General features: G+C 36.9%; 26 protein-coding genes. 11 read left to right on the top strand and 15 right to left on the bottom strand.

The annotated features are described in order from the left end of the window. Positions 1–97 precede the first annotated feature (97 nt). Positions 98–2,245, bottom strand: a complete 2,148-nt coding sequence (locus ACRD7B_RS07810; RefSeq protein WP_430823941.1) for an HD family phosphohydrolase — start codon at positions 2,243–2,245, stop codon at positions 98–100. 113 nt (positions 2,246–2,358) lie between these two features. Here ACRD7B_RS07810 and ACRD7B_RS07805 point away from each other — a divergent pair, with 113 nt between their 5' ends. The 5 genes from ACRD7B_RS07805 to ACRD7B_RS07785 all read left to right on the top strand — a co-directional run bounded on the left by ACRD7B_RS07805 (position 2,359) and on the right by ACRD7B_RS07785 (position 7,489). Beyond that, the gene (locus tag ACRD7B_RS07805) at positions 2,359–3,141 is read left to right on the top strand and encodes a C40 family peptidase (RefSeq protein WP_430823940.1); all 783 of its coding nucleotides are present in this window, start codon (positions 2,359–2,361) and stop codon (positions 3,139–3,141) included. A gap of 177 nt (positions 3,142–3,318) precedes the next feature. Continuing rightward, complete coding sequence (locus ACRD7B_RS07800) at positions 3,319–3,738, top strand: NUDIX domain-containing protein (RefSeq protein ID WP_430823939.1); 420 nt, start codon at positions 3,319–3,321, stop codon at positions 3,736–3,738. A 614-nt stretch (positions 3,739–4,352) separates the two neighbouring features. Next, positions 4,353–5,204, top strand: a complete 852-nt coding sequence (locus ACRD7B_RS07795) for a carboxypeptidase-like regulatory domain-containing protein (protein WP_430823938.1) — start codon at positions 4,353–4,355, stop codon at positions 5,202–5,204. A gap of 120 nt (positions 5,205–5,324) precedes the next feature. Then, the gene (locus ACRD7B_RS07790; protein ID WP_430823937.1) at positions 5,325–6,065 is read left to right on the top strand and encodes a DUF6624 domain-containing protein; all 741 of its coding nucleotides are present in this window, start codon (positions 5,325–5,327) and stop codon (positions 6,063–6,065) included. A gap of 86 nt (positions 6,066–6,151) precedes the next feature. Then, complete coding sequence (locus ACRD7B_RS07785; protein ID WP_430823936.1) at positions 6,152–7,489, top strand: M28 family metallopeptidase; 1,338 nt, start codon at positions 6,152–6,154, stop codon at positions 7,487–7,489. Positions 7,490–7,496: 7 nt separating this feature from the next. On the opposite strand, the gene ACRD7B_RS07780 is transcribed toward ACRD7B_RS07785, so the two are convergent. The 12 genes from ACRD7B_RS07780 to trhO all read right to left on the bottom strand — a co-directional run bounded on the left by ACRD7B_RS07780 (position 7,497) and on the right by trhO (position 17,460). After that, positions 7,497–7,865, bottom strand: coding sequence for a helix-turn-helix domain-containing protein (locus ACRD7B_RS07780; protein WP_430823935.1), 369 nt, complete (start codon positions 7,863–7,865; stop codon positions 7,497–7,499). Positions 7,866–7,877: 12 nt separating this feature from the next. Continuing rightward, positions 7,878–8,174, bottom strand: a complete 297-nt coding sequence (locus ACRD7B_RS07775; RefSeq protein WP_430823934.1) for a type II toxin-antitoxin system HigB family toxin — start codon at positions 8,172–8,174, stop codon at positions 7,878–7,880. Between the two features lie 175 nt (positions 8,175–8,349). Further along, positions 8,350–8,988 (bottom strand): WbqC family protein, encoded by a 639-nt coding sequence (locus ACRD7B_RS07770; protein WP_430823933.1) that lies wholly within the window; start codon positions 8,986–8,988, stop codon positions 8,350–8,352. Then, the gene (locus ACRD7B_RS07765; protein WP_430823932.1) at positions 8,972–9,229 is read right to left on the bottom strand and encodes a LapA family protein; all 258 of its coding nucleotides are present in this window, start codon (positions 9,227–9,229) and stop codon (positions 8,972–8,974) included. The genes ACRD7B_RS07770 and ACRD7B_RS07765 overlap by 17 nt, the downstream gene beginning before the upstream one ends. A gap of 87 nt (positions 9,230–9,316) precedes the next feature. Further along, positions 9,317–10,486 carry a signal peptidase I gene (gene lepB, locus ACRD7B_RS07760; protein ID WP_430823931.1) on the bottom strand — a complete coding sequence of 390 codons (1,170 nt, stop codon included), beginning with the start codon at positions 10,484–10,486 and terminating at the stop codon, positions 9,317–9,319. Positions 10,487–10,635: 149 nt separating this feature from the next. Then, on the bottom strand, positions 10,636–12,063 hold the full coding sequence (locus tag ACRD7B_RS07755; RefSeq protein ID WP_430823930.1) for a S26 family signal peptidase: 1,428 nt from the start codon (positions 12,061–12,063) through the stop codon (positions 10,636–10,638). 13 nt (positions 12,064–12,076) lie between these two features. Next, positions 12,077–12,793, bottom strand: a complete 717-nt coding sequence (gene dapB, locus ACRD7B_RS07750; protein ID WP_430823929.1) for a 4-hydroxy-tetrahydrodipicolinate reductase — start codon at positions 12,791–12,793, stop codon at positions 12,077–12,079. 219 nt (positions 12,794–13,012) lie between these two features. Continuing rightward, on the bottom strand, positions 13,013–13,366 hold the full coding sequence (gene rplT / locus ACRD7B_RS07745; protein WP_430823928.1) for a 50S ribosomal protein L20: 354 nt from the start codon (positions 13,364–13,366) through the stop codon (positions 13,013–13,015). Between the two features lie 103 nt (positions 13,367–13,469). Next, entirely contained in the window at positions 13,470–13,658 is a 189-nt protein-coding gene (gene rpmI, locus ACRD7B_RS07740; protein ID WP_430823927.1) for a 50S ribosomal protein L35, read from the bottom strand. Between the two features lie 40 nt (positions 13,659–13,698). Continuing rightward, positions 13,699–14,205, bottom strand: a complete 507-nt coding sequence (infC, locus tag ACRD7B_RS07735) for a translation initiation factor IF-3 (RefSeq protein ID WP_430823942.1) — start codon at positions 14,203–14,205, stop codon at positions 13,699–13,701. Between the two features lie 85 nt (positions 14,206–14,290). Further along, complete coding sequence (gene thrS / locus ACRD7B_RS07730) at positions 14,291–16,240, bottom strand: threonine--tRNA ligase (protein WP_430823926.1); 1,950 nt, start codon at positions 16,238–16,240, stop codon at positions 14,291–14,293. Positions 16,241–16,383: 143 nt separating this feature from the next. Further along, positions 16,384–17,460, bottom strand: coding sequence for an oxygen-dependent tRNA uridine(34) hydroxylase TrhO (trhO, locus tag ACRD7B_RS07725; RefSeq protein WP_430823925.1), 1,077 nt, complete (start codon positions 17,458–17,460; stop codon positions 16,384–16,386). A 465-nt stretch (positions 17,461–17,925) separates the two neighbouring features. Between trhO and ACRD7B_RS07720 the strand changes: the two genes are divergently transcribed. The 6 genes from ACRD7B_RS07720 to ACRD7B_RS07695 all read left to right on the top strand — a co-directional run bounded on the left by ACRD7B_RS07720 (position 17,926) and on the right by ACRD7B_RS07695 (position 23,850). Continuing rightward, a complete protein-coding gene (locus tag ACRD7B_RS07720) occupies positions 17,926–18,627 on the top strand; it encodes a CoA transferase subunit A (RefSeq protein WP_430823924.1) in 702 nt (233 codons plus the stop codon). 1 nt (position 18,628) lies between these two features. Next, a complete protein-coding gene (locus ACRD7B_RS07715) occupies positions 18,629–19,285 on the top strand; it encodes a CoA transferase subunit B (protein ID WP_430823923.1) in 657 nt (218 codons plus the stop codon). Positions 19,286–19,303: 18 nt separating this feature from the next. After that, the gene (locus ACRD7B_RS07710; RefSeq protein ID WP_430823922.1) at positions 19,304–20,461 is read left to right on the top strand and encodes a homogentisate 1,2-dioxygenase; all 1,158 of its coding nucleotides are present in this window, start codon (positions 19,304–19,306) and stop codon (positions 20,459–20,461) included. A gap of 9 nt (positions 20,462–20,470) precedes the next feature. Next, the gene (hppD, locus tag ACRD7B_RS07705; RefSeq protein ID WP_430823921.1) at positions 20,471–21,574 is read left to right on the top strand and encodes a 4-hydroxyphenylpyruvate dioxygenase; all 1,104 of its coding nucleotides are present in this window, start codon (positions 20,471–20,473) and stop codon (positions 21,572–21,574) included. 121 nt (positions 21,575–21,695) lie between these two features. Continuing rightward, complete coding sequence (gene fahA, locus ACRD7B_RS07700) at positions 21,696–22,961, top strand: fumarylacetoacetase (RefSeq protein WP_430823920.1); 1,266 nt, start codon at positions 21,696–21,698, stop codon at positions 22,959–22,961. A gap of 4 nt (positions 22,962–22,965) precedes the next feature. Continuing rightward, a complete protein-coding gene (locus tag ACRD7B_RS07695) occupies positions 22,966–23,850 on the top strand; it encodes a flavin reductase family protein (protein ID WP_430823919.1) in 885 nt (294 codons plus the stop codon). 457 nt (positions 23,851–24,307) lie between these two features. On the opposite strand, the gene ACRD7B_RS07690 is transcribed toward ACRD7B_RS07695, so the two are convergent. Next, a complete protein-coding gene (locus ACRD7B_RS07690) occupies positions 24,308–24,511 on the bottom strand; it encodes a GxxExxY protein (protein WP_430823917.1) in 204 nt (67 codons plus the stop codon). 110 nt (positions 24,512–24,621) lie between these two features. After that, entirely contained in the window at positions 24,622–24,987 is a 366-nt protein-coding gene (locus ACRD7B_RS07685) for a GxxExxY protein (RefSeq protein ID WP_430823915.1), read from the bottom strand. Positions 24,988–25,040 lie beyond the last annotated feature (53 nt).

Below are 25,040 nucleotides of genomic sequence, written 5' to 3'. Positions count from 1 at the left end.
ACTTTAGGGGAGGTTTGGAGGGGTAGAAATAAAGGTTAAGTTTTAATCTATAAGTTGTCTGGATTTTAAATTCTCTTTTGAGACAGCCTCTTTTTATTTATTTCTGTTTTTTCTTCTTTTTTATACTTGGATATTCTACCCTCGCATGATAAATGTTTTTGAGCTTGGTTTTAAATACTTCCTTAGCCTCTGTAATTTGCCTGAAGGTAATTGGGGCATTAATGAATTGATCTTCGTCCACTTGTTTATTTACAATCTTCTCCACTAATTTATCAATTTCATCATCATTGTATTTTTTTAAGCTTCGCGATGCAGCTTCAATAGAATCTGCCATCATTAATATGGCTGTTTCCAATGTAAAAGGCGTTGGCCCAGGGTAGGTGAATATACTCACATCAGGTTCTTGATCCGGATTTTTATTGATGAATGAATTGTAAAAATACCAGGTTTTAGTAGTGCCTTGATGCGTGGTAATGAAATCGATTATTTGTCGCGGCAGTTTATGTTTAAGCGCCATTTTCACACCATTATCGATGTGGTTAATGACAACCTTGGCACTGTCTTCATAACTTAACTCAGAATGCGGATTTAAGCCTTGAGCTTGATTCTCGGTAAAAAACATGGGCGATGCCATCTTACCTATGTCGTGATACATGGCACCTGCTCTTACAAGCGCAGGATTGGCTCCCAACTTGTAAGCAACTTCTTGCGCTAAATTACCAACTTGAATGCTATGTTGAAATGTACCAGGGGTGGCTTCAGCCATTTTGCGTAAGATTGGGTGATTTGTGTCAGACAGCTCCACGAGAGTTACATCTGATAAGAATCCAAACATACGTTCGAAGATCCAGATCAATGGATATACCATTAGTAACATAATGCCATTTGCACCAAAATAAGCATACATCGACACATTGATGGTATTAATATTTCCTTCGCGCCACAATGAGAGTGAAGTGTAAAATAGCGAGTAGGTTAGTATTATAAGCATTGCTGCTCTAACGATGTGACTTCTGCGTACCATTCGGAATAAGCTAAACATGGCAATCAGTCCTGCAGGTATCTGTAAGAAAACAAATTCAAAGCTATTCTCAGTAAAAAAGGCACTTATTAATATTGTAATCACGTACATGAAAAATGCCAATCGACTATCGAAGAAGGTTCTGATAATAATGGGTAGAATGGCAAACGGAATAATGTAAAAAGGAAAATGTGGAAAAATTTGCTCTAGACTTGCCAATAAAGTCATCAATAGGGTAATTAATAAAATGAAACTCACCGAACTGATGGATTGAAAGACATCGCGTCTGAAGAAATATAGAAAGAGGTAGATGGTAACAAATAACAAAAAGACGATTAAAAATTGTCCGCCTAGAATAAAGTAATAATTACTGGTTGATGATATTTTTGATTCATAATTTCGTCGGAGCGAATCCAACACTTTAACAGTTGCTTTATCTACAATTCCACCTTGGTCAATAATGCGTTGTCCTGCTAGTACTCTACCTGATGTTAGAGAGATGTTTTTTTGCAGATTATCAAGTTCTGTAATGTTGCGGGCTTCATCGTATCTAATATTGGGATCGATGTAATTGTTGAGTTGTAATTCGGTAATGAACTCAGTAATTCCTTTGTCAATCGATCCAGAATCTTTTACCATTGTTTTGATTACCGAAGTAGAAATTCTTTGGTAGGCTTGAGTCTGCAGATAAAGTTCAGATAAGGCATAAGGTTCAGCAAAAGCGCCTTCAATCAGCATCAGTTCAAAAGTTTCCGTTGCACTCAAATATTGTTCGGGAAGAACAATTATACCTTGCGAGTAAATCTGCTTTAACTGTTCCGATATTGTATGACCAATTTGATCAAAGTAGGTTGTATCTTTGGAGTACTTACGATTTAACTGCCTAAAATCTGCCTTGTTTTTCTCAACGATGCTAGGGTAATCTTTAGCAAACTGCTCAGTTATTTTTTGCTTTATGGCAGTGTCGCGATTAAAATACGGCCTAAAATGATGCAATAAACTATCCGATTCGCTGGTTAATTCAGCTTGTGTTTTATAAATAGGAAAGTCAAAAGGTGCTATTAATGTTTGGTGTTTCCAAGGCGTACCATTCACATATTCGTAGGCAAACTTACCGGTTTTTGGGAGTAAGTAGGTAATAATAAGGGTAGTTATCAAGAAAAGAAAAATGCGCAGTCCCGGCTGATAATACTTTGATTTAAAATTCTTGAAACGATCAAGCATGTGTTTCGATTTTTATGAATGATTGAATTATAATGACCAAAAATAGCGAAAAGCTTAGATTTTTTAAATAATTTAACTTTTTCATAATAGAACATTATTTCGATATTTACAAAATGGAAAAATCGATCTGTACCTACGGATATATTCCGGTAAGAAAAGAACCGGCCGAACAAGCTGAAATGGTGACCCAAATATTATTTGGAGAGACTTTTGACGTGTTTGAAATTGAAGAGCAATGGGCAAAAGTTAAATTGCATACGGATGACTATGAGGGCTGGATTAATTCAAAGTTGATTAAAGATTTATCCATTAAGGAAGTGGAGCGTTGGGAGCAAGCTGAAAAATGGAAGGTGCCCGGGCCATTTGTAAAAGTGGTAACGGAACCAGATAAGCAAACCCATTTTATATCAGGAGGGAGTTCGATATTCTTAAATACGGCGGATAGAAGCAGTTTTATTATTGGTGCAACGGAGTATTATATTTCAGGTAACCAAAATCCAGATAAACCAGTCGGATCAATTACCGATGTTGCTTTGTCCTTTATTAATGTGCCTTACTTGTGGGGTGGACGGAATTTCTTTGGGCTTGATTGCTCAGGTTTTACGCAACTTGTTTTTGCGATACTTGGCGTGAGTATACCGCGCGATGCTTCCCAGCAGGTGAATAGTGGGCAAATTGTTTCTTTTGTTGAGGAAGCTGTTGCAGGTGATATGGCCTTTTTCGATGATGAGGAGGGAAATATTGTGCATGTTGGCCTATGCCTTGGGCGGGGTGAAATTATTCATGCCTCAGGGCGTGTACGAATCGATAAATTTGATCATCAAGGTATCTTTAATAACGATAGTAAAAAGTACAGTCATAAATTAAGGGTTATTAAACGTGTGCTCGGTGTGTAGTGTACGGTGCACAGTGCTTTGTGCGGAGTCCGTGGCTTGAAGTCTGAAGTTTGTGATTTAAGGAACGGTTCTCTCTTTACAAGATGTATATAAAGAACCGTTCCATATATAAAAGTATTTAGTTACTACTGACTACTACCTATCCCGATAGCTATCGGGACTACTATCTATTTTATTATGAAATATACCTACGAATACCCTCGACCAGCTCTTACTACCGATGTGATTTTAATATGTAAAGGTGAAGAAACAAAGGTTTTGTTGATAAAGCGGGCCAATGAGCCTTATAAGCATTGTTGGGCTTTCCCTGGAGGTTTTGTGGATATGCATGAAGATTTATCTACGGGAGCCTTGCGTGAATTAAAGGAAGAAACTGGTATTGAGGGAATCACTATTCATCAGTTTCGCACCTTTGGCGCTGTAGATCGCGATCCACGTCACCGAACAGTATCCGTGGTTTATTATGCATTTGTTGATAGCGAGCTAAGTGCCATAGCTATGGATGATGCAGCTGATGTTGCGTGGTTTAATGTAGATGAATTACCAAAGTTGGCTTTTGACCATGATGAGATACTGAAGGCTTTTCTAAAGAATTGATAAAAGTAAAATAAACGCAGAGTCGCAGAAACGCGGAGTTGTAATGTGTAATTGCTGTTTACTTAGTTCATATTTAACCACTTCGCGGTAGTGTGTATATAAATCCTGAAAGGATTAAACGTGAATAGCTCCGTATGGAATGCGGAGTTTAGAAATAAATAGTTTGCAGAACCCCAAAGCGGGTTCAACTATTACATACTTGCATCCTACCCACTGGTATTCATATAGCTCCTAAAAAAAGATTTCTGCGCCTTAGCGCCTCTGTGTTAAAATATATTCTCATGTAATTCTTGTCATTTTAAGCATGTTTCTTTTTTTTGTATATATGTTTTGATAAATATAAATTCTTATTATTTTTGGTTAGCGATAACAGAAATACTTGAATTGAGAAATATATGCCATAAGGTATATAAAGTGTGTTGTTTAATTTAATAGTCAATAGTTGGGCTAATTATGAGGCTTTTACGAATAATAATGAAGTGCTTTTTTAGGGTGGTATCATGTGCATGTTTAGCGTTTATTTTTTCACAATGTTCTTTCGAAGTAAATAGTGATTACTTGCCTTACTACACTGTGTTAGACCCCTTGTATCAAAACTATATTTAAAATAATAAATGTTGATAAATAGAGTTAATGTATTAATTATTGGATTGATATTCTCCACCTTTGTTCTAAGTGCTCAAAAGAGAGGAGTGATTATTGATGAGTTAACACAAATGCCAATTCCTTATGTGAATATTCAAGTGTTAGGTACAAAAGATGGATTTAATTCAGATGAGAAAGGCATATTTAAAGTTGTTGCAAAAGAAAATAGTGTAATGGTGTTTTCTGCCGTGGGGTTTGAAGGAAAGGAATTGTTATTTGATGCGATTAAAGATACTATAAAGCTTAAACCAATCATTTATGAATTAGATGAGGTAAACATTGTTTCGAAAGATGATATTGAATTAAGTATCGGTAAATTAAAACGACATATTTCAGGTTATTATATTGGCAGTTTCGCCCCTTCGCTAACTATGATAGCCTATTATTATCCTTACGATAGTAAATATAATAAAACACCATATTTAAAACTCATTAAGTTTATAACTTTTTCGCGGGTTAAGAATGCAACGTTTATGATACGATTATTCGAAAAGGGAAAGGATGGAGCACCAGGTCAAATATTAAATAGAAAGCCAATCGTTGGTGTTGCACGTAAGGGAGTGCATAAAACAGAAATTGATATAGATGACTTGAACATACCATTCCCGAAGAAAGGGCTTTTTATTGCTGTGCAATGGCTCCATATTGAGGAGAATATGTATATAAAAAGCAATGATAATGGTATTTCAAGTTATTCGATTGAACCTTCCTTTGCTGCTTATAAAAGAGACTATCCAATAGAGCAGTGGACTTACTATGGTACTTGGTCAAAGTGTAGGCACCATAATAATATTCAAATTAAAATTATTCTAAATAATTAGAAGTTTTATACCTAACTACCACACTTAAGCATAATATTTATGAACATTGTTTTAACTATTTTATTTGCCCTTGTATTAACAGTTGCGAATGCGCAATCACATGAATTTTAATATGCTCAGGTGCAGAAGCAGGCCAAAGAAGAAAATTGTGATTCTGTTGTTTTAGCTTTTAATCGGTGGATTGAGAAGGAACAAAGTTTGGATTCCTTGCAACGTGTTTTTATTGATAAAGATTTGGCCCATATTAGAGAAAAGGAGTGTTGGAGTACTATTGAAGATAGTTTGAAATATATCTTTTTTAGGAAAAATAAGCATGTTGAGTTTAAAGAGCTTGGTTATGAGCTTTGGCTTATGGGAGCTGAAGATCAAAAGTTTCGAACATTAAGCAAATATGTTTATTTCCCTAAACTTGATGACCCCGAACATAGTATGTTTATAGAAAAGCAATTGGAGCAGACAAAAGAAGCAACTCAAAAGGTTTATGCTTTAATAAAAAAATATGGTTGGTTAAATAATGAGTTAGTTGGAAAGGAGGCTGCAAGAGCATGTTTTTATGTAATTCAATATGATGCACCCGATATTCAAGAAGAGTGTCTGCCATATTTAAAAACGGCTGTTGAAAAAGGGAAGGCGAATCCTTATCATTATGCAATGATGTATGATAAAATGCTTTTTGTGAGAAAGGGTAAGCAGTTGTACGGCACTCAAATACGTAGAGAGTTAGGTGCTAAAAAGTACAATGTCATCCCAATTAAAAATGAGAAAAATGTAAACAAGAGACGAGCTGATTTAGGCTTGAGACCTATTGAAGAGGATTTGTATAATAAATGGGGGATTGTTTATAAGCCATCATCCAAATAAGGGTTTTGCTTAGGTGATTTTTCGCATAAAGTATGATAACAAGTTAATCAATCTTATGAAATTGTAGTACTTGACGTTGAAAACATATGATTTATAAAAACTCTAGAAGTCCTATCTTTTATGCTGTTGTGTTATTCATGAATCTAATTATTCATGATTCACAAGCACAGATTAAACTTGAACAGCATATTAATTTGCTGACTTCCCCCGAGTTTAAAGGTCGTTGTCATTTATATGGCGGAGCTGATAGTACTGCAAATTACCTAAGTAATATCTACCAAATAATTGGTTTATCGGCTTTAGAACCTGATTTTCGGCAAAGCTTTTCAATTACGGCTTTTGGCAGAATCAGCAATAAGTCATCCATAACAATGGATGATAAACGGTATGTTATTTGGGATGACTTTGCTGTTAATCCTTATCTAATAAATTGGAATCAAGGCCAATTTCTTGGAGAATATCAACTTTATCCTTTTTATAAAAATGATTCGGTGTTTTTATATAGAAATTCAGATAGTAAAGATTGTTTGGTACGAACACGTTTAACAAAAGAGTTGCAGGAGTTTAAAATACTGGTTGAAGGTGATACATTGGCCGATAGATTTTTTGGTCGGAAACATATAACAGCCTGCTTAAGTAATTACATGTATAAGCCTGATATTATATTGAATCCGTCGCCATCCATGAGCAGGAAGCTAAAACGAATGGCAAAAAATAATGCCAAAGCCACCATTAAAGAAACTGTTACTATTAACATACTAAGAGATGCCTCAAATTATGTGTGTCATAACATTGTTGGGCAACTCGCTACTAAAGCGAATTTAGATTCTACCATTATAATTACGGCACATTACGATCATTTGGGACAAGGGCTTACAACTTATTACCCGGGAGCTAATGATAATGCATCGGGTGTATCTGTAATGCTTGAGGTGGCCAGTAGATTGTCTAAAGCAGTCAGCCAAGGGTGGGATCCTGGCTACAATATTGTTTTTGTTGCCTTTGGAGCAGAAGAATATGGTTTATTAGGTTCGGAATATTTCGTTGAAAGTGGCTTGGTTGATACATCAATGATTAAGTGTGTGCTTAACCTCGATATGGTTGGTGGACTTGGAACTGATTTAAAAGATCGTGCCAAAGCCTTGTATTTATTACAAAGCGATAATGTATCCCAACATTGTTTACAAGCTTTATTAAAAGCTGATGAAAAGAACACAGGTGTTGATTTTGTTTTAGATGGCAATCCTAAATATTTGAAATACTCGGATCAGTCCAGTTTTATAAGGCGTCAGATTCCTTCTCTATTTCTTTTCTCAGGTGAAGATGGAGTGATACATACTGTAAACGATACCAGTGATCTTTTGGATTTTGAAAAAATGGAGAGCTTGGTTGAGGTGTTGACAGATTGGATAAGGTCTTATTAAAAGAGCTTTATTGAACAAGTTGATAGTCTCCTATTAAAATGCTTGCAGATAGATTAAGCTTTATGGCTAGTTTTCGAATCATATCAACAGTCAGTCTGCGCTTTCTATTTAATATTTCTGATACTCGACTTTTCCCGCCAATTTCAGGAATTAGATCCACCTGCTTAAGATGCATTTCTTCCATTCTTATTTTAATAGCATCTATTGGATCCGGTGCTTCTATTGGATAGTGTTTGTTTTCATAATCATCAATCAATAATCCAAGAATTTCTAATTCATCGCTTTCTTGCGTTCCCAATTTAGCATCAAATACTTCTTCCAACCTGATTAGCGCTGCTTTATAATCGCTTTCTGTTTTAATTGGTTTTATGTTCATGATTAATTGGTTTTAAATGTTATTTGCATCAATTTTATCATATTCGCTATGTGTCCCTATAAATCGAATAAGTGCTAATTCATGCTCAAAATTAAATTTTACAATCAGGCGATAAGAATTTCCCTTGATGTTAAAAACAATTCGACTGTCTTTCAGTATGCTTGCATTTACATAACTTTTCTTTACATCATTGGGTGTTTTCCAACTCGAATTCATAGCAGTATCATACCAAGTCTTTAGATACTGTTCTGAATCAGGATATTTTGACCAAAACTCTCTTAAGGTACTTTTTGCTAATATACGCCTCATAGTTCTCTTTATGGGAACAAAAATAAGGTATAATTCTCAAATTGGGAACTTATAGTGTAATTTTCTTGTATGTATTGATTAAAAATGCAGGAGTTATTTTGTTGTGCGTTAATTATTAATACGATTCTCGGTTGATTAAGACAGATGCCAGCACATCATCTTAAAAACTTACGTTTTAATCTACTATTGATTCGGCAAGCACAATACCCGATTCCGGCCCTTTGTTAAAGAGCAAATCAATAATACTAAGGTTGGGTTCAAAGGCATGTTTTTCGGCGAAAACCTGTCGATAGCTTATGTTTTTGTAATTAGGATCTTTTGAAAGATCATTACGTGGATGGATGATTGTTCGGAGGTCTTCAAATTGATTTTCAAAGTCGGTAAATTCGCTGCTTAACTTGTATGTAACATCAAGCTCAAGTAGTTCTATAATTACCTTAAAAAGTTCATGATTGAAATCAACTAAAGATTCAAAGCGCTTCTGATAGAATAATTCGAAATCATCGGCATAATACTCAAAGTAGGGCGAACTATTATAGGCCGATACGATGGATCGCCAATGCTGTTTTTGCCAGTTTGTATCGTAGGCTATTAAAGTATCTTTTGTAAGAATCTTTTGATTCTTCTTATTTACTACCGGTATAGACAATGATAAAGGTCCGTTGGCGTCCAGTATGTTGCATCTGCTTCGATAGGTTTTACGCTGATAGTTGCAATGTTGCTCAATCACAATTTCGTCACCATCTTTTAGATGTGCAAATAGTTGAATTGGGCCAAGGTAGCTTAGCGGAAGTAGTTTAGTTCTCTGGTTCATTCTCGGTAATGGTTTCCGCCTCTTGCGGTTTTGTTATTCGTTTCTTCTCCTGTCTTTTTTTGAAAAAGAAATAAGACGCTCCTGTAATGGCTCCAAAAATAAAGACCGTTATAAGTAATACAGCCAGCGATATTTGTACTTCTTTAAAAAAGAGATTGACTGGTACTTCAGATGCATTTTGCACTGAGAAAATCACAAGTATAACGGCAAATACTGTTGATATCCAAAATGATTTTTTCATAGTATTAAAGTTAGTATCAAGACAAAAGGTATCAAGACGAAAGACTAATTTTATTATAACAATATAGGAAAATAGTTTAATTTTTATTTATAGAGGTAACTTGTTAATGATTCCAATGATGTGGTTTTCGGGAACAAAACCCCAATAGCGGCTATCAAATGAATGTGGTCTGTTGTCTCCGGCCATCCAATAGTAATTTAATTTAAAGGTATAAGTGCTTGCAATTTTACCGTTGATAAAAATGTCTTCACCTTTTACGTCTAGTTTGTTTTCTTCGTAGGTTTCAATAATGCGTTTGTATAAGGGAAGGTTGGCACTGTTTATTTTAATGCGCATGCCTTTGAAAGGAATAACAGCCGGTCCCCAATAAGAGGCATTCCATAGGTAGGAATTAGAAAACGGGAATATATAGGGATTGGGCATATTCAATAACTCTTCTTTTTGTACGAGGTAGTCGTGCCAATCATTTTCCTGAATGAGCGTTTCACTAATTTCTATTATTTGCTGTTTCTCTTCCTGGTAGTTGTTAGTCGAAGCTTTTAATATTTTATCAACTATGCGTCGCGACACACCTTTGTTCAAGGCATATTTATTAATGAAGCGATTATTCTGCGAGCTTGCATTGGCGTTGATGTAATATTTACCTTCCGTTATCTGCAAAGTATCGCCCGGTAACCCAATAATACGCTTAATGAATCGTGGACGTTTATGAACAGCTTTGTATTTGATTTTATTTTGTAACAAGGGATTGTAATTACCTGTTACCTTATACTGTCGTTTTAAGTAATGGTAGTTCTGACTAACGCTTTCCTGAAATACGGTGTCTGCTTCCGGGAAATGGAAAGCAATGACATCGCCTCTTTTAATGGAACTAAAACCTTTTAAGCGACGATAATCCTTTACCTTATCAATGTTCTTTCCAGGACCAATTTTCACCTTATTCATAATGAATACATCGCCCGATGAATAAGTTGGCTCCATCGAGGAAGAGCGAAGTGAATAAAGGCTAAATAAATACTGATTAACAAATGAAAGCAGCAATAATGCGATACATGTAGCAATAATCCAGCCCAGCCACTTGTCGTATTTGACGGGTATATGCTTGACATAGTCTTTGCATGCCTTCCTGATTTTCTCGTGCCATATAAGCACACAAGTGCCAAAAAGAATAATAACCAAAGACCAGCTTTGACTCCAAATGGTTAGGATCAAGACGGCTAAAATGCAAATGAAACCGCTGATTGCTTTTTTATTCATAATTTAAAGAGGAGGACGTCCAGAAACTAAGCTCGCTCATCGAGCGTAGTCGAGATGAAATTTGACTTATGCTGATTATCAACTAATAATCACTTCGACTACGCTCAGTGAACGGATGCTATCAGAGTTTTTGGTCACCTTGTATTTGATTAGTTCTTATGTACTATTTTAAAGAATCGATCCCAACGAATGCTAGAAAAGAAGCTTTTATCTTTATCTAAGGATAGCCATACCAGAATTGGTTTACCTACGATATGATCCTCAGGCACAAACCCCCAGTAACGTGAATCGGCACTTTTATGTCGGTTGTCGCCTAGCATAAAGTAATAGTCCATCTTAAAGGTATAACTCGTAGCTAGTTCATCGTTAATGTAAATTTGGTCGCCTTTAACACTTAGCTTGTTTCTTTCGTAAGCAGTGATAATACGTTCGTAGATGACTAAATTTTTGATGTTCAAATCAATTGTCTCACCAGCTTTAGGCATTGTTAATGGACCAAAGTTATCGCGACTCCAATTGTAATCGCTACTGTGCGGGAATACCTGGAAACCGCTGTTGTTAGGGATTTCTTCCTCAATAATAATGGATTTTATAAAAGACATGTCTTTTATCTTATCAGCGTTTTCCTTGGTAAGAGGTAGGTAATAGTTAGGTGCCATTCCACTCTGATCGGCCCTTGAAATGCCCATGCGTTCATAAAAACGATCATTCAAGGATGTACCATCTGTTGTAATCTTGTAGTTGTGCTGAATGTCCTTTGGATTCTCTTCTTTTACACCATTAATGTAGATCTGATTACTTCTAATCTCGAAAACATCGCCTGGTATAGCAACACATCTTTTCACATAGTTATCACGTCGATCAACTGGTCGAGCTAATACCTCACCAAACATCTGAGGGTTATCATAAATGCGTTTACGACCAAGATCTTTAAAGTAATTATTGCGCTCCCAATCAGATGCAAAAGGTACGCTTGGGCGAAGTTTTTCATTTTGAGATGCCTCACTCAGTCCCAGGTTTAATGCTTGATTGTAAAAATCGGGATTGTTTGATTTGAATGGTACTGTATCTCCGGCAGGGAAGTTAAATACCACAATGTCGTTACGTTTAATCGGGCTTATGCCTTTCAAACGCTTGTAATCCCAATGAGGCCAATCGGTATACGATTTGGTATTAATGATTGGAAAAGTGTTTTGAACCAAAGGAAATGAGATTGGCGTATTTGGCATGCGTGGTCCATAACTAGCCTTACTCACAAAAAGATGATCGCCAACGAGCAATGATTTTTCCAATGAGCTGGTTGGTATCTTGTAATTCTGAAATAAGAAGATATTGATAATATACACCGCTACCAGTGCAAAAATTAAAGCATCAGCCCATTCTACAACCGCACTTGGTTTCTTACCATCCTTGGTTTTCTTCCAAAATCCCCAAGGAATTTTTTTAGTGATGTAATTATCAAAGACAATAGGGTAGGCTAATAAGAACCAATAATTATCGAGCCAAATTACCCATAGTATAAAAACAATGCTCGCTATGGCACATTTAATCCATTTATAAAGTGATGTGTTTTGCATGTTATTAATGTTATTATAAGTTAAGTAGGTCGTTCATGCTAAGTAGTCCGTTTCTTCCCTTTGTGAATTCAGCTGCAAGTACTGCACCCAATGCAAATCCTTTACGCGATTTGGCGCTGTGGTGAATGTGAATTTCATCAACAGGTGAATCGTATTTGATGGTATGTATGCCTGGAACTTGTCCTTCGCGAATGGCTTTTATGTGTATTTCGTTGTCTTTAGAATCAGAGTCCAGTGTCCAGGTTTCTTTGCGCTCAAGGTTGTTTGAAATACCCTCGGCTAAAGTGATGGCTGTACCACTAGGCTCATCCAACTTTTGTGTATGGTGCACTTCTTCCATCGATACATCATATTCTTTTACCTTGTTCATGATGCGAGCCAATTGCTTGTTGAGCTCAAAGAATATATTCACACCCAAGCTGAAATTAGAGGCATAAAAGAAAGTTTGTCCATTCTCTTTGCATTCTTTTTCTATCTCAGGCATTCTATCCAACCAGCCGGTAGTTCCTGATACAACTGGAATATTTCGTTCAAAGCAGTTAAGATAATTGTTGTAAGCAGCTTCAGGGCGAGTAAATTCGATGGCTACTTCGGCCGATTTGAAAGCTGTGTCGTCAAAAGAATCGTTGGTGCTAATATCGATGCGGCTCACAACCTCGTGTCCGCGCTCAAGGGCAATGGCTTCAATTTCCTTGCCCATTTTTCCGTATCCTATTAATGCTATCTTCATTTTTGTTTTTCTAATGCTATAGCAACAAAGATATAAAAAGACCTTAAGTAATTGAATTTACTCAGGTTTATAATGTTGATGCAATAGCAATTTTGTGTAGGAAATGGGACTTACTTTTTTTAGAACGTAAGGGTGAGGTAATAAAGTATGTAGTTTTGAATTTTTTACATAAAAAAAGGAGGTCGTTGGACCTCCTTTTAAAATATTTTGACAAAGCTCTTAAGCAGCTGCCATTGCTTTTTTAACAATCGCTTTAAAAGCTTCTGGATGATTCATTGCTAAATCGGCTAGAACCTTACGGTTAATTTCGATGTTTTGCTTGTGCAACATTCCCATTAACTTGCTATAAGATACACCTTCCAAACGAGCTGCAGCATTGATACGCTGAATCCATAATGCTCTGAATGAACTTTTCTTCTTCTTTCTGTCGCGGTATGCGTAAGATAAACCTTTTTCATAGGCATTTTTAGCTACCGTCCATACATTTTTTCTACGACCAAAGTAACCTCTGGTTTTCTTTAATAACTTTCTACGTCTCTCTCTAGACGCTACGTGATTGACTGATCTTGGCATTTTAAAATCATTTTTGAATGGTTAGCGTTCCGTTTCGTTCGGAATCTTTCGGCTAATTCACTCAGTTAAAAAATCGTTTTCGTACTTAAATTTGAAACTGTGCTTACTTCATGTTCAATAAAAGCTTGATGTTTGATTCATCAGCTTTGTGAACAGCGCCAGCATAGGTCAAATTTCTCTTCTGCTTCTTAGTCTTCTTTGTTAAGATGTGACTTTTGAAAGCATGCTTCCTCTTGATTTTTCCACTTCCAGTGATTGTGAATCTTTTCTTCGCACTGGAATTCGTCTTCATTTTTGGCATTATTCCTATATATTAAAATTATAAAAATCCGCTATTTCTTTTTAGCTGGAGCCTTAGGAGAAATAAACATGGTCATACGTTTACCTTCTAATTTTGGTAGCTGTTCAACCTTTCCAATTTCTTCCAGATCTTGAGCGAAACGTAACAATAAGATTTCACCTTTATCTTTAAAAAGGATCGAACGTCCTTTAAAGAATACAAAGGCTTTCACTTTTGCTCCTTCGCCAAGAAATTTTTCGGCATGCTTTAATTTAAACTGATAATCGTGATCGTCGGTATTTGGTCCAAAACGAATCTCCTTCACCACAACCTTAACAGTTTTAGCTTTAAGCTCTTTTTGCTTGCGCTTTTGCTGGTAAAGAAATTTTTGATAATCCGTAATTTTACACACCGGCGGATCAGCGTTTGGCGAAATTTCAACCAAATCTAAATCCAAATCATCAGCTATTTTAAGAGCCTCTACCGTTGGAAAAACACCTGGAGTTTCGATATTATCTCCAACTAGTCTAACCTGCGGAACCCGAATAAGTCTATTTATTCTATGTGCTGGCTCTTCTTTTACAGGTCTTACCTGTCTTCTATGTGGTCTAGCTATTGTTAAACCCTCCCTAATTTAGTTAATATTATTGTTCTATATCAGCAAGTATTTGCTCTACTTCCTGATTGATAAAATTGGCAAATTCGTCAACACTCATTGTTCCTTTATCACCATCTCCTTGCTTGCGAACGGCAACTTTTTGTTCTTCTGCCTCTTTTTCGCCTACAATTAGCATGTAAGGTATTCGCTTTAACTCGTTGTCTCTTATTTTCTTACCGATTTTCTCATTACGGTCATCTAGAACGGCACGAATATCGGAATTATTTAGCGATTTCAAAACTTTTTCTGCGTATTCATTATGTTTTTCACTAATAGGCAAAATTACTACCTGTTCAGGGGTTAGCCATAATGGAAATTTACCCGCAGTATGTTCGATTAAAACAGCAACAAAACGCTCCATGCTTCCGAATGGTGCACGGTGAATCATTACTGGGCGGTGTTTCTGGTTATCGCTGCCAATATATTCCAACTCAAAACGCTCCGGTAAATTGTAATCAACCTGAATGGTTCCAAGTTGCCATTTACGACCAAGTGCATCTTTTACCATGAAATCCAATTTAGGACCATAGAATGCAGCCTCATCATATTCAATTACTGTATTCATGCCTCTTTCTTCACAAGCTTCGATGATGGCTTGTTCGGCTTTGTTCCAGTTATCTTCGCTACCTATGTATTTCGAATGGTCCTCTTGGTGGCGAAGTGAAATTTGTGTGACATAATCCTTAAAGTCTAACGCTTTAAAGATGTATAATATAATGTCGATTACTTTTTTAAACTCGTCTTTAATTTGATCAGGACGGCAGAATAAATGCGCATCATCCTGAGTAAAACCACGCACCCTTGTCAATCCGTGTAGTTCTCCACTTTGCTCGTAACGGTAAACGGTACCAAATTCTGCAAAACGAATAGGGAGATCTTTATATGAGCGTGGTTTGAATTTATATATTTCGCAATGGTGAGGACAATTCATAGGTTTTAACAAGAATTCTTCTCCCTCTGCTGGTGTATTTATTGGTTGAAACGAATCTTTACCATACTTAGCGTAATGGCCAGACGTTACATACAGCTCTTTGTTTCCGATGTGAGGTGTAATTACTGGTTCGTATCCATGTTTTACTTGTAGCTTCTTTAGGAAATTCTCAAGGCGCTCGCGCAAACGGGCTCCGTTTGGCAACCAAAGCGGCAGACCTTGGCCAACTTTACTTGAGAAAGTGAATAATTCAAGTTCTTTACCTAGCTTACGGTGATCTCTCTTTTGAGCCTCCTCCAATAGATGTAAATGCTCTTCAAGCATTTTTGCCTTAGGGAAGGAGATACCGTATATGCGTGTTAACTGCTTGCGTTTCTCATCGCCTCGCCAATAAGCACCTGCTATGCTTAATAGCTTAATGGCCTTAATTGGAGCTGTTGAAGGTAAATGGGGGCCGCGGCAAAGGTCAGTAAAGTTGCCTTGCTTATAAAATGAGATGGTGCCGTCTTCTAACTCATTAATTAGTTCCAGCTTATACTCATCATCTTTCTCTGTGAAATAATCTAAAGCTTCTTTTTTAGAAACTTCACTTCGCGTATATTCTAGTTTTTGACTCGCTAAATCTTTGAATTTCTTCTCAATCTTAGCTAAGTCCGAATCTTTAATAACAACATTGTCGGCAGGCTGAACGTCATAGTAAAAGCCGTTCTCAATAGTAGGGCCAATGCCAAATTTTGTACCTGGAAATAATGATTCAATAGCTTCGGCCATTAAGTGAGCTGATGAATGCCAAAAGGCGTGCTTACCTTCTTCGTCTTCCCATTTGTGAAGTTTGATGCTAGCATCGGTGGTGATAGGGCGCGTTAAATCAGTCACTGTATCGTTTACTGTGATAGATAAAACTTCTTTAGCCAAGCGTGGACTAATACTCTTGGCAATTTCAAAGCCTGTTACACCTGCTTCAAACTCTCTGACACTCTGGTCTGGAAAGGTAATTTTAATCATTATTAATTCAATTTTGATGAAAAATCATGCAAAGATATGTAAAAGCGTTGAAATGCGCGTTATTAATGTTCAATTGTTTGCCTAGTTCTATGGACTTAAATTGCAAATTAAGTTGTGCAGCTATTGATAAGGCTTAATAATTACTAGTTGCCTGTTAGTTTTACCGATGATATATTTTCCGACGAACAGCAATTTGCATTCTTTTTATTGAAGCGCTTACCTCGATTGAATGTGAGTAAGGATTCAAGCTCTTGTTTTTTGTCATCAGGTGCTAGAATGTAGGTTTTACAATCTTCGCTGCAGCATGCCTCGTTTGCTTGCCTGCAATTATCACACTGAATAAACAGCAGATTGCAACGCACATTGGCACAATTTACATGTGTGTCGCATACGCTTCCGCATTGGTGGCAGTGGCTGATAACATCATCACTGATGCGTTCACCTAATCTATCGTCGAATACAAAGTTTTTACCGATAAATTTGTTTTCAATGTTGGTGTTTTTTATCTGACGCGAATAATCGATTATGCCACCCAACAGTTGGTTTACATCGTTAAAGCCATGATGCTTTAAATAGGCACTCGTTTTTTCGCAGCGAACTCCACCAGTACAATACAATAGAACTTTCTCGTTTTCTTTACCTTTTAGTTGCTCCAGAACTTCGGGCAGTTCTTCCTTAAAAGTATCTGCATCGGGTAAAATTGCCCCTTTAAAGTGTCCGATTTCACTTTCGTAGTGGTTACGCATGTCAACAATAGTAGCGCCGCTGTCCATGGCTTGGTTCCATTCTTGTGCATTCAAATGCTTGCCAACATTGCTTACATCATATTCGTTTTTTGGTAAGCCGTCGGCTACTATTTGTTTACGTATCTTAATTTGCAGTTTAAGAAACGACTTGCCATCATCCTCAACGGCAATTTTGAATGGGACGTCTTCAAATTCCTTATATGAACGAATTAGTTTTTCAAATTCATCCCAATTGTGATTAGGAACGCTCATTTGTGCATTAATGCCTTCGTTGGCAATGTAGATTCGTCCGTAACAGCCAAGCTTATCCCAGTCGGCAAATAGTTTATTGCGCATTTCTGAGGGGTCAGGAATATTAATGTATTTGTAAAACGAAACCGTTGTTCGGTTAAAAGTTTCTTGTTCCAGGCGCTCTTTCAATTGCTCGGGGCTGAGCTTATTAAATAAGCCTTTGTTGGGGCTATTCGGATCCATGATTTATTTTTTGATGCAAAAATATATAAAGTTGAAATATAAAAGCAAAAAGGATATGAAAATCTTAATATATTTCATTTTATTTGTTGGTATCAAATTGAAAGGAAATTGGTGATTCTGTCTGTTTTATAAAAGTGTATAGGTTGGATAAGGAATTGGATGAAAGGATTGTAAGATTTGAAAAGTTGTTTGTGAATTGCTGTGAAATTGAAAGTAGGTAAAACATTGGGCTCTAAAATTTGTTAGATATTGGTGGTTTAATCGATAAAAAAAGTCCTTGTGTTTGTAAATACCTACAGTTTAAAAGTAGTGTGAGTTTAAGGATGTGAAATAAGTAATGGATTAGAAGTTAAAATTAATGCATTGTATTGGTTTCAAAGTTATGATGATTAGGTGTGTTGTGTTGATGAACCAATAGAGGATGGATTTTTTTGAGTGTAATCATTAAAAAAATATAAAGTAATAATGATGTCTAAACAAGTGAATAGTGCTGATGATCTTATTCATTTTATCAGAAATGGAATGACCATTATGGCTGGTGGATTTGGCTTATGTGGAATTCCGGAAAACATGATTAATGCAGTAGCTGCATCTAATGTTATTGATTTGACTGTCATTTCAAATAATATCGGTATCGATAATTTCGGCCTTGGTAAGTGGTTGTCGAAAAGACAAATTAAGAAAATATTGGCCTCGTATGTAGGAGAGAATAAGGAGTTTGAGAATATGTTGCTGAAAGGTGAAGTGGAAATGGAATTTGTTCCGCAAGGTACACTTGCTGAAAGGATTCGCGCTGGCGGTGCTGGTATTCCGGCCTTTTATGTTGCTACAGGTGTAGGAACTGAGGTGGCCGAAGGGAAGGAAGAGCGTGTATTTGATGGGCAAAGGTATATTCTTGAAAAGGCCTTGCGAGCTGATGTTGCTTTGGTAAAAGCTTGGAAAGGGGATGAGGCTGGAAATTTAGTTTTTAAGGATACTGCCCAAAATTTTAATGCTGCGATGGCGATGGCTGGAAAATTAACCATTGCCGAGGTGGAAGAGATGGTACCCATTGGCAGCTTAGATCCAAATCATATTCATGTGCCAGGGATTTTTGTGCAGTATATTTTTGAAGGATCAAATTACGAGAAACGAATTGAACGCTTAACCTTAGCTAACCAAGTTTAATATGGCTTTAACGAAAGAACAAATAGCTCAACGCATTGCGCTTGAAATAAAAGATGGCTACTACATTAATCTGGGTATTGGTATTCCTACGCTTGTGGCTAATTATGTTCCTGATAACATACATGTTACCTTGCATTCTGAAAATGGTTTATTAGGAATGGGGCCTTTCCCTACGGCTGAAAATGTTGATGCCGATCTGATAAATGCGGGCAAACAAACGGTCACAATTTTACCAGATGGTGCTTTTTTTGATTCTGCGATGAGTTTTGCAATGATTCGAGGTGGTCATATCGATTTAACTGTACTGGGTGCATTCGAAGTGTCGGAGAGCGGTGATATAGCAAGTTGGAAGATTCCGGGAAAAATGATTAAAGGCATGGGTGGTGCTATGGATCTGGTAGCTGCTGCTGATAATATAATTGTGGCCATGCAACATACCAATAGGGCTGGAGAATCTAAACTTCTAAAGAAATGTACGCTTCCATTGACGGGCGCTAATTGCATTAAAAAAATAGTTACTGACTTGGCGCTTCTTGAAGTCGGTGAAAAGGGTTTTATTCTTAAAGAACGAGCTCCTGGAGTTAGTGTTGAAGAAATTCAGAATGCAACAGAAGGAACCTTGATTGTACAAGGTGAAATACCGGAAATGAAATTGTAAATCTATAATACTAAATCAATGCCCCATTATTTTAAACTCGGACAAGTGCCACCCAAAAGGCATACTGTTTTTCGTAAACCCAATGGCGATTTATATGCTGAACAATTGATATCTACTGAAGGGTTTTCTGATGTTTCAACATTGGCATATCATTGTTATCCGCCAACCATGGTTAAGCATATTGAAGAGCCTTATTCGGTGGCGCCAATAGTTGCCAACGATAAAAATATGCAACACCGAAGTTTTAAAGGGTTTAATGTACAAGCCGAGGATGATTACCTCGACAGTAGAGTGCCAGTGCTTGTTAATAACGATGTGTATTTGTCTTTGGCAGCGCCTCGAAAAAGTATGACGGATTATTTCTTTAAAAATTCACAAGCCGATGAAGTCATCTTTATACACAAAGGAAGTGGTGTTGTGAAAACGATTTATGGTCAACTTCCTTTTAAGTATGGTGATCACGTGGTTATCCCGCGTGGTACAATTTATCAAGTGGAATTAGATCAGGAAGATAATCGTTTTTTTATTATCGAATCATTTTCACCTATTCGCTATCCTAAACGATATGTAAATGACATGGGGCAGTTATTGGAGCACTCGCCGTATTGTGAACGCGACATAGTTCCTCCTTCAAATTTAGAAACGTTTGATGAAAAGGGTGATTTTAAAGTATTGATAAAGCGGGATGATATGGTTTATCCTTATCATATGGCCACGCATCCATTCGATTTAGTTGGCTGGGATGGCTATCATTACCCTTTCATTTTCTCCATTCATAATTTTGAACCTATCACTGGTAGAGTGCATCAGCCACCTCCGGTACATCAAAGTTTTGAGGCTCATAATTTTGTAATATGCGCTTTTGTACCGCGACTGTATGACTATCATCCGGAGTCTATTCCTGCTCCGTACAACCACAGTAATGTTGATTCGGACGAAGTGCTTTATTATGTAGATGGTGATTTTATGAGTCGTAAATCGGTTGAGAAAGGTCAGATTACTTTGCATCCAACCGGTATACCTCATGGGCCTCATCCGGGTACGGTCGAAAAAAGTATTGGAGCCAAAGAAACGCAGGAGTTAGCAGTTATGGTCGATACTTTTAAACCTTTGAAGATAACTGAACAAGCTCTGAAATTGGAAGACAGAGACTATTACAAATCATGGCTAAAATAAATCTATAATATGACTAATCAATCAACTGATTTCCTCCCAATTGATGGAACTGATTTTGTGGAGTTTTATGTGGGGAATGCGAAGCAAGCTGCCCATTATTATCAAACAGCATTTGGGTTTCAACCATTGGCTTACCGAGGTTTAGAAACTGGCGATAAGGAAAAAACATCTTATGTACTACGTCAGGGAAAAATTACTTTAGTATTAACTACTCCCTTGCAACCCGATTCAGAAATTGCCGAGCATATCAAACAACGTGGTGATGGAGTTAAGTTTGTGGCACTTTGGGTGCCTGATGCGGTTAAATCGTATGAAGAAACAACTAAGCGAGGCGCTAAATCGTGGAGCGCACCGGAAGTTTATTCCGATGATAATGGAGAGGTTTGTATTTCAGGCATCTATACCTATGGCGAAACAGTGCATCTTTTTGTAGATAGAAGCAAGTATAATGGTGTTTTTCTGCCAGGTTTTGTAGAATGGAACCCGCAATATCAACCTGGCACAACAGGACTTAAATATGTTGATCATATGGTTGGAAATGTGGGATGGAATGAAATGAATGTATGGGCCAAATTCTATTCGGAAGTGATGGGTTTTAAACAAATCATGTCATTCGATGATAAGGATATTTCAACCGAATATTCGGCCTTAATGAGTAAGGTAATGTCAAACGGCAATGGACGCATCAAGTTTCCGATTAATGAACCGGCGGAAGGGAAACGAAAGTCTCAAGTAGAAGAATACCTTGATTTTTATGGATGTGCTGGCGTGCAACATGTGGCTATGGCAACCGATGATATTGTTAAAACGGTTAGAGAGTTGCGAAGTAGAGGTGTTGAGTTCTTAACTATTCCTGATGTTTACTATGAAAATTTACTTAAACGAGTTGGTACTATTGACGAAGAGCTTAAGACCTTAATGGACTTACATATTTTGGTTGATCGTGATGACGAAGGCTATTTGTTGCAGATTTTCACCAAGCCGGTTGAAGATCGTCCAACGGTTTTTTACGAGATTATTCAGCGAAAGGGAGCAACATCTTTTGGGAAGGGTAATTTCAAAGCATTATTTGAATCAATTGAGTTGGAGCAGGAAAGAAGGGGAACATTGTAGGGCCTTGGGATGTTTGGAAGTTAGATGTTAGGATGTTTTGATGTTCGATGTAATGATGTCTCAAGCTTTCCAAATGTGATTTTTTGCTTAATATGTTTTAAAGAAATAATTATAATAAAAGATGAATATAAATCAGAAGTCGTGGCTTAAGGTTGAGGTTAATAGTGATTTTCCGATACAGAATTTACCCTATGGAATAATAAAGTTGGCATCGGGTAAAATAGTGGCTGCAACGCGAATTGGTGATGTAGTCATTGATTTAGCAGCTTTGTATGAGCTGGGCTATTTTAACGGCGTAAAGGAACTAAAGAATAATGTGTTTGAATCAGATACATTAAATGCCTTTATGGCTTTGGGTAAGAGAGCGTGGGCCAATGTTCGCGCCGTTTTGACTGATCTTTTTGATGAGGTAAATGATCTTTTGCGCGAGAATGATGCGCATAAAAAGCAGGTATTATTTGATCAGAATGAAGTAGTTAATTTATTACCTATGGCAGTGGGTGATTATACCGATTTTTATTCAAGTATAGAACATGCCACCAATGTGGGTATCATGTTCAGAGGTAAGGACAATGCCTTGATGCCAAATTGGAAACATTTACCTGTGGGTTATCACGGTCGAAGTTCATCCATAGTAGTTAGTGGAACGAATATTCATCGACCAAAGGGCCAAATGAAACCAGCTGATCAGGACTTGCCGAGTTTTGGAGCTTCTAAATTGATGGATTTTGAACTGGAAATGGCATTTGTCACAGGTGGGCAAACGCAACTGGGCGATTCGATCTCGGTGGATGAAGCCGAAGATTATATTTTTGGAATGATCATTTTCAATGATTTATCAGCACGCGATATTCAAGCCTGGGAGTATGTGCCACTTGGGCCTTTTTTAGGAAAGAGTTTTGGGTCGATCACATCGCCATGGATTGTTACTTTGGATGCACTTGATTATTTTAGAACGCAGTCGCCTAAGCAGGAACCTGAGGTTTTGCCCTATTTAAAGTCGACTGGTAAAAGAAGTTTTGATATTAATCTGGAGGTATTTCTACAGCCAAAGGGGGGAGAGGAGAACCTGATTTGCGAATCGAATCATAAGTACTTGTACTGGAATATTAGCCAGCAATTAGCTCATCAATCAGTGAATGGCTGTAATATTAATGTTGGTGATGTGTATGCTTCGGGCACCATTAGTGGTCCGACGGATAAATCTTTTGGGTCGATGCTCGAATTAACCTGGAGAGGCTCAAAGCCTATTACCCTATCCGACGGAAGTGAGCGAAAGTTTATTAATGACAATGACACAATTGTGATGCGAGCACATTGTCAAAAAGATGGTTTGCGAATTGGCTTTGGAGAATCCCTTTGTCAGATTTTACCTGCAAAAGAATAAATATATGTTAGAATTAATTCCTTCCGAGCTTCCTGTTGCAAAGCTGTTTTCATATTTGACATCTTGCGTGGCGCCGCGACCAATTGCCTTTGCAAGTACAGTAGATAAAGATGGGCAACCTAATTTATCTCCATTTAGTTTTTTCAATGTGTTTGGTGCAAATCCGCCGATAGTTGTGTTTTCGCCATCTCGTAAGGGACGTGATAATACTACCAAGCATACTTTTGATAATGTAAAAGAAGTGCCAGAAGTGGTGATAAATATGGTTAACTATTCAATGGTTAATCAGGTTAGTCTCGCAAGCAATGAATTTGCCAAAGGCGTAAATGAATTTGAGAAGGCAGGATTTACATCTGTTGGAAGTGATTTGGTAAAACCATTGAGGGTGAAGGAGTCGCCAGCACAGTTTGAATGTAAGGTTTTAAATGTGATTGAAACGGGGAGTGAAGGAGGGGCTGGTAATCTTGTGGTTTGCGAGGTGCTTAAAATTCATATTGATGAATCAATATTAGATAGTGATGGAAATGTCGATCCTCAAAAAGCCGATTGGGTGGCTCGAATGGGAAAAGATTTTTATTGTCGCGCTTCTGGAGACGCCGTTTTTGAAGTTGAGAAGCCAGGAGCTATTGTGGCCATGGGATGGGATAAATTGCCTGATTATTTTAGAACGAGTGAGGTGTTAACAGGTAATGACCTAGGTTTATTGGCCAACCTGCCGGGAATGCCAAATTTAGATGAGATAATAAAATATAGAGAAGAAATAGATTATGAGGGTTTAAAATCGACGATGTCCAAAGTCGAGTTAAGAAAAAGCATTCACCAGCTAGCCAAAGAGCTAATTGCTAAGGGTGAATTTAAAAAGGCCTTAGGAATATGTGTTGAATTATAGGTAATTATTATTCTCCCACGAATAATCACAAATAAAATACACTATTTGTTTTTTTAGGATTTGTGTTAATTGGCGTGAATTCTTGGATGGTATAATTGCATGAATTGGTTACAGAGATAAGTATAAGCCTGTTTTCCTGTAAACAGCTCACTTATACATCAAGAATGGCATTGTAATTTTTGCCCACGAATTAGCACAAATAAACTCGAATTTTATTCGTGCACATTAGTGTTAATTAGTGGGGAGAAATGAGAATCATGCAATTCACTAACAGCTTTTATTTCAGGGATTTTTTGTTTCGCCCACGAATGGACACGAATTATCACAAATGAAATAAAGCTCACGCTTCATATTTTGATTATGGTTGAGCGATAATAATAAGAAAGAGCTTTGTGAGAAGCTATTCGTGAATATTGGTGTGAATTGGTGTGAAGGAATTAGTTGATGATGTAAAATATTAAACAATTACCCTTCTGTATCCAAGTGAATCACTTCCGAAGTTTATAAGTAATCCAAGTTTTGACTTGGTGATGTTTAAATAACTTATAGTATGGGAATAGTGTGTGTTATATAATTCTCTAAGGGTATAATTTAAAGAATAATTTATTTCGCCCACGAATGGACACGAATTATCACAAATGAAATAAAGCTCACGCTTCATTTTTTGATTATGGTTGAGCAATAATAATAAGTAAGAAAGAGCTTTGTGAGAAGCTATTCGTGAATATTGGTGTTAATTGGTGTGAAGGAATTAGTTGATGATGTAAAATATTAAACAATTACCCTTCTGTATTCCAAAGTGTCACTTCCGAAATTGATAAGTAAGCCGAGTTTTGAGTTTGTTATATTTAAATAATTTAGGATTTGTGAGAAATGAGAATCATCCAATTCACTAACAGCTTTTATTTCAAGGATTATTTTGTTGTAACAAATAAAATCAGCAAAGTACTTCTTCATCAACTCTTGGTTTTTGTAATGACAGGTTAACGGAGCTTCCTTCTTAAATGGAATATTTCGTAATGAAAGTTCAACTGCTAAAGCTTCTTGATAGATGGCTTCAAGCAATCCAAATCCAAGTTCATTGTGTACTTCCATACAACAGCCAATAATTTTATAGCATTCAGCTTTGTAGATCATGTGGCCTAAATTAATAAGGGAAGATCATATGAGACCTTCCCTTGTTCATAATG

Source organism: Carboxylicivirga fragile (genome assembly GCF_050589805.1).
Taxonomy (GTDB): domain Bacteria; phylum Bacteroidota; class Bacteroidia; order Bacteroidales; family Marinilabiliaceae; genus Carboxylicivirga; species Carboxylicivirga fragile.
The sequence above is the reverse complement of the archived record's forward strand: the minus strand, read 5'-3'. Positions and strand labels throughout refer to the sequence as shown.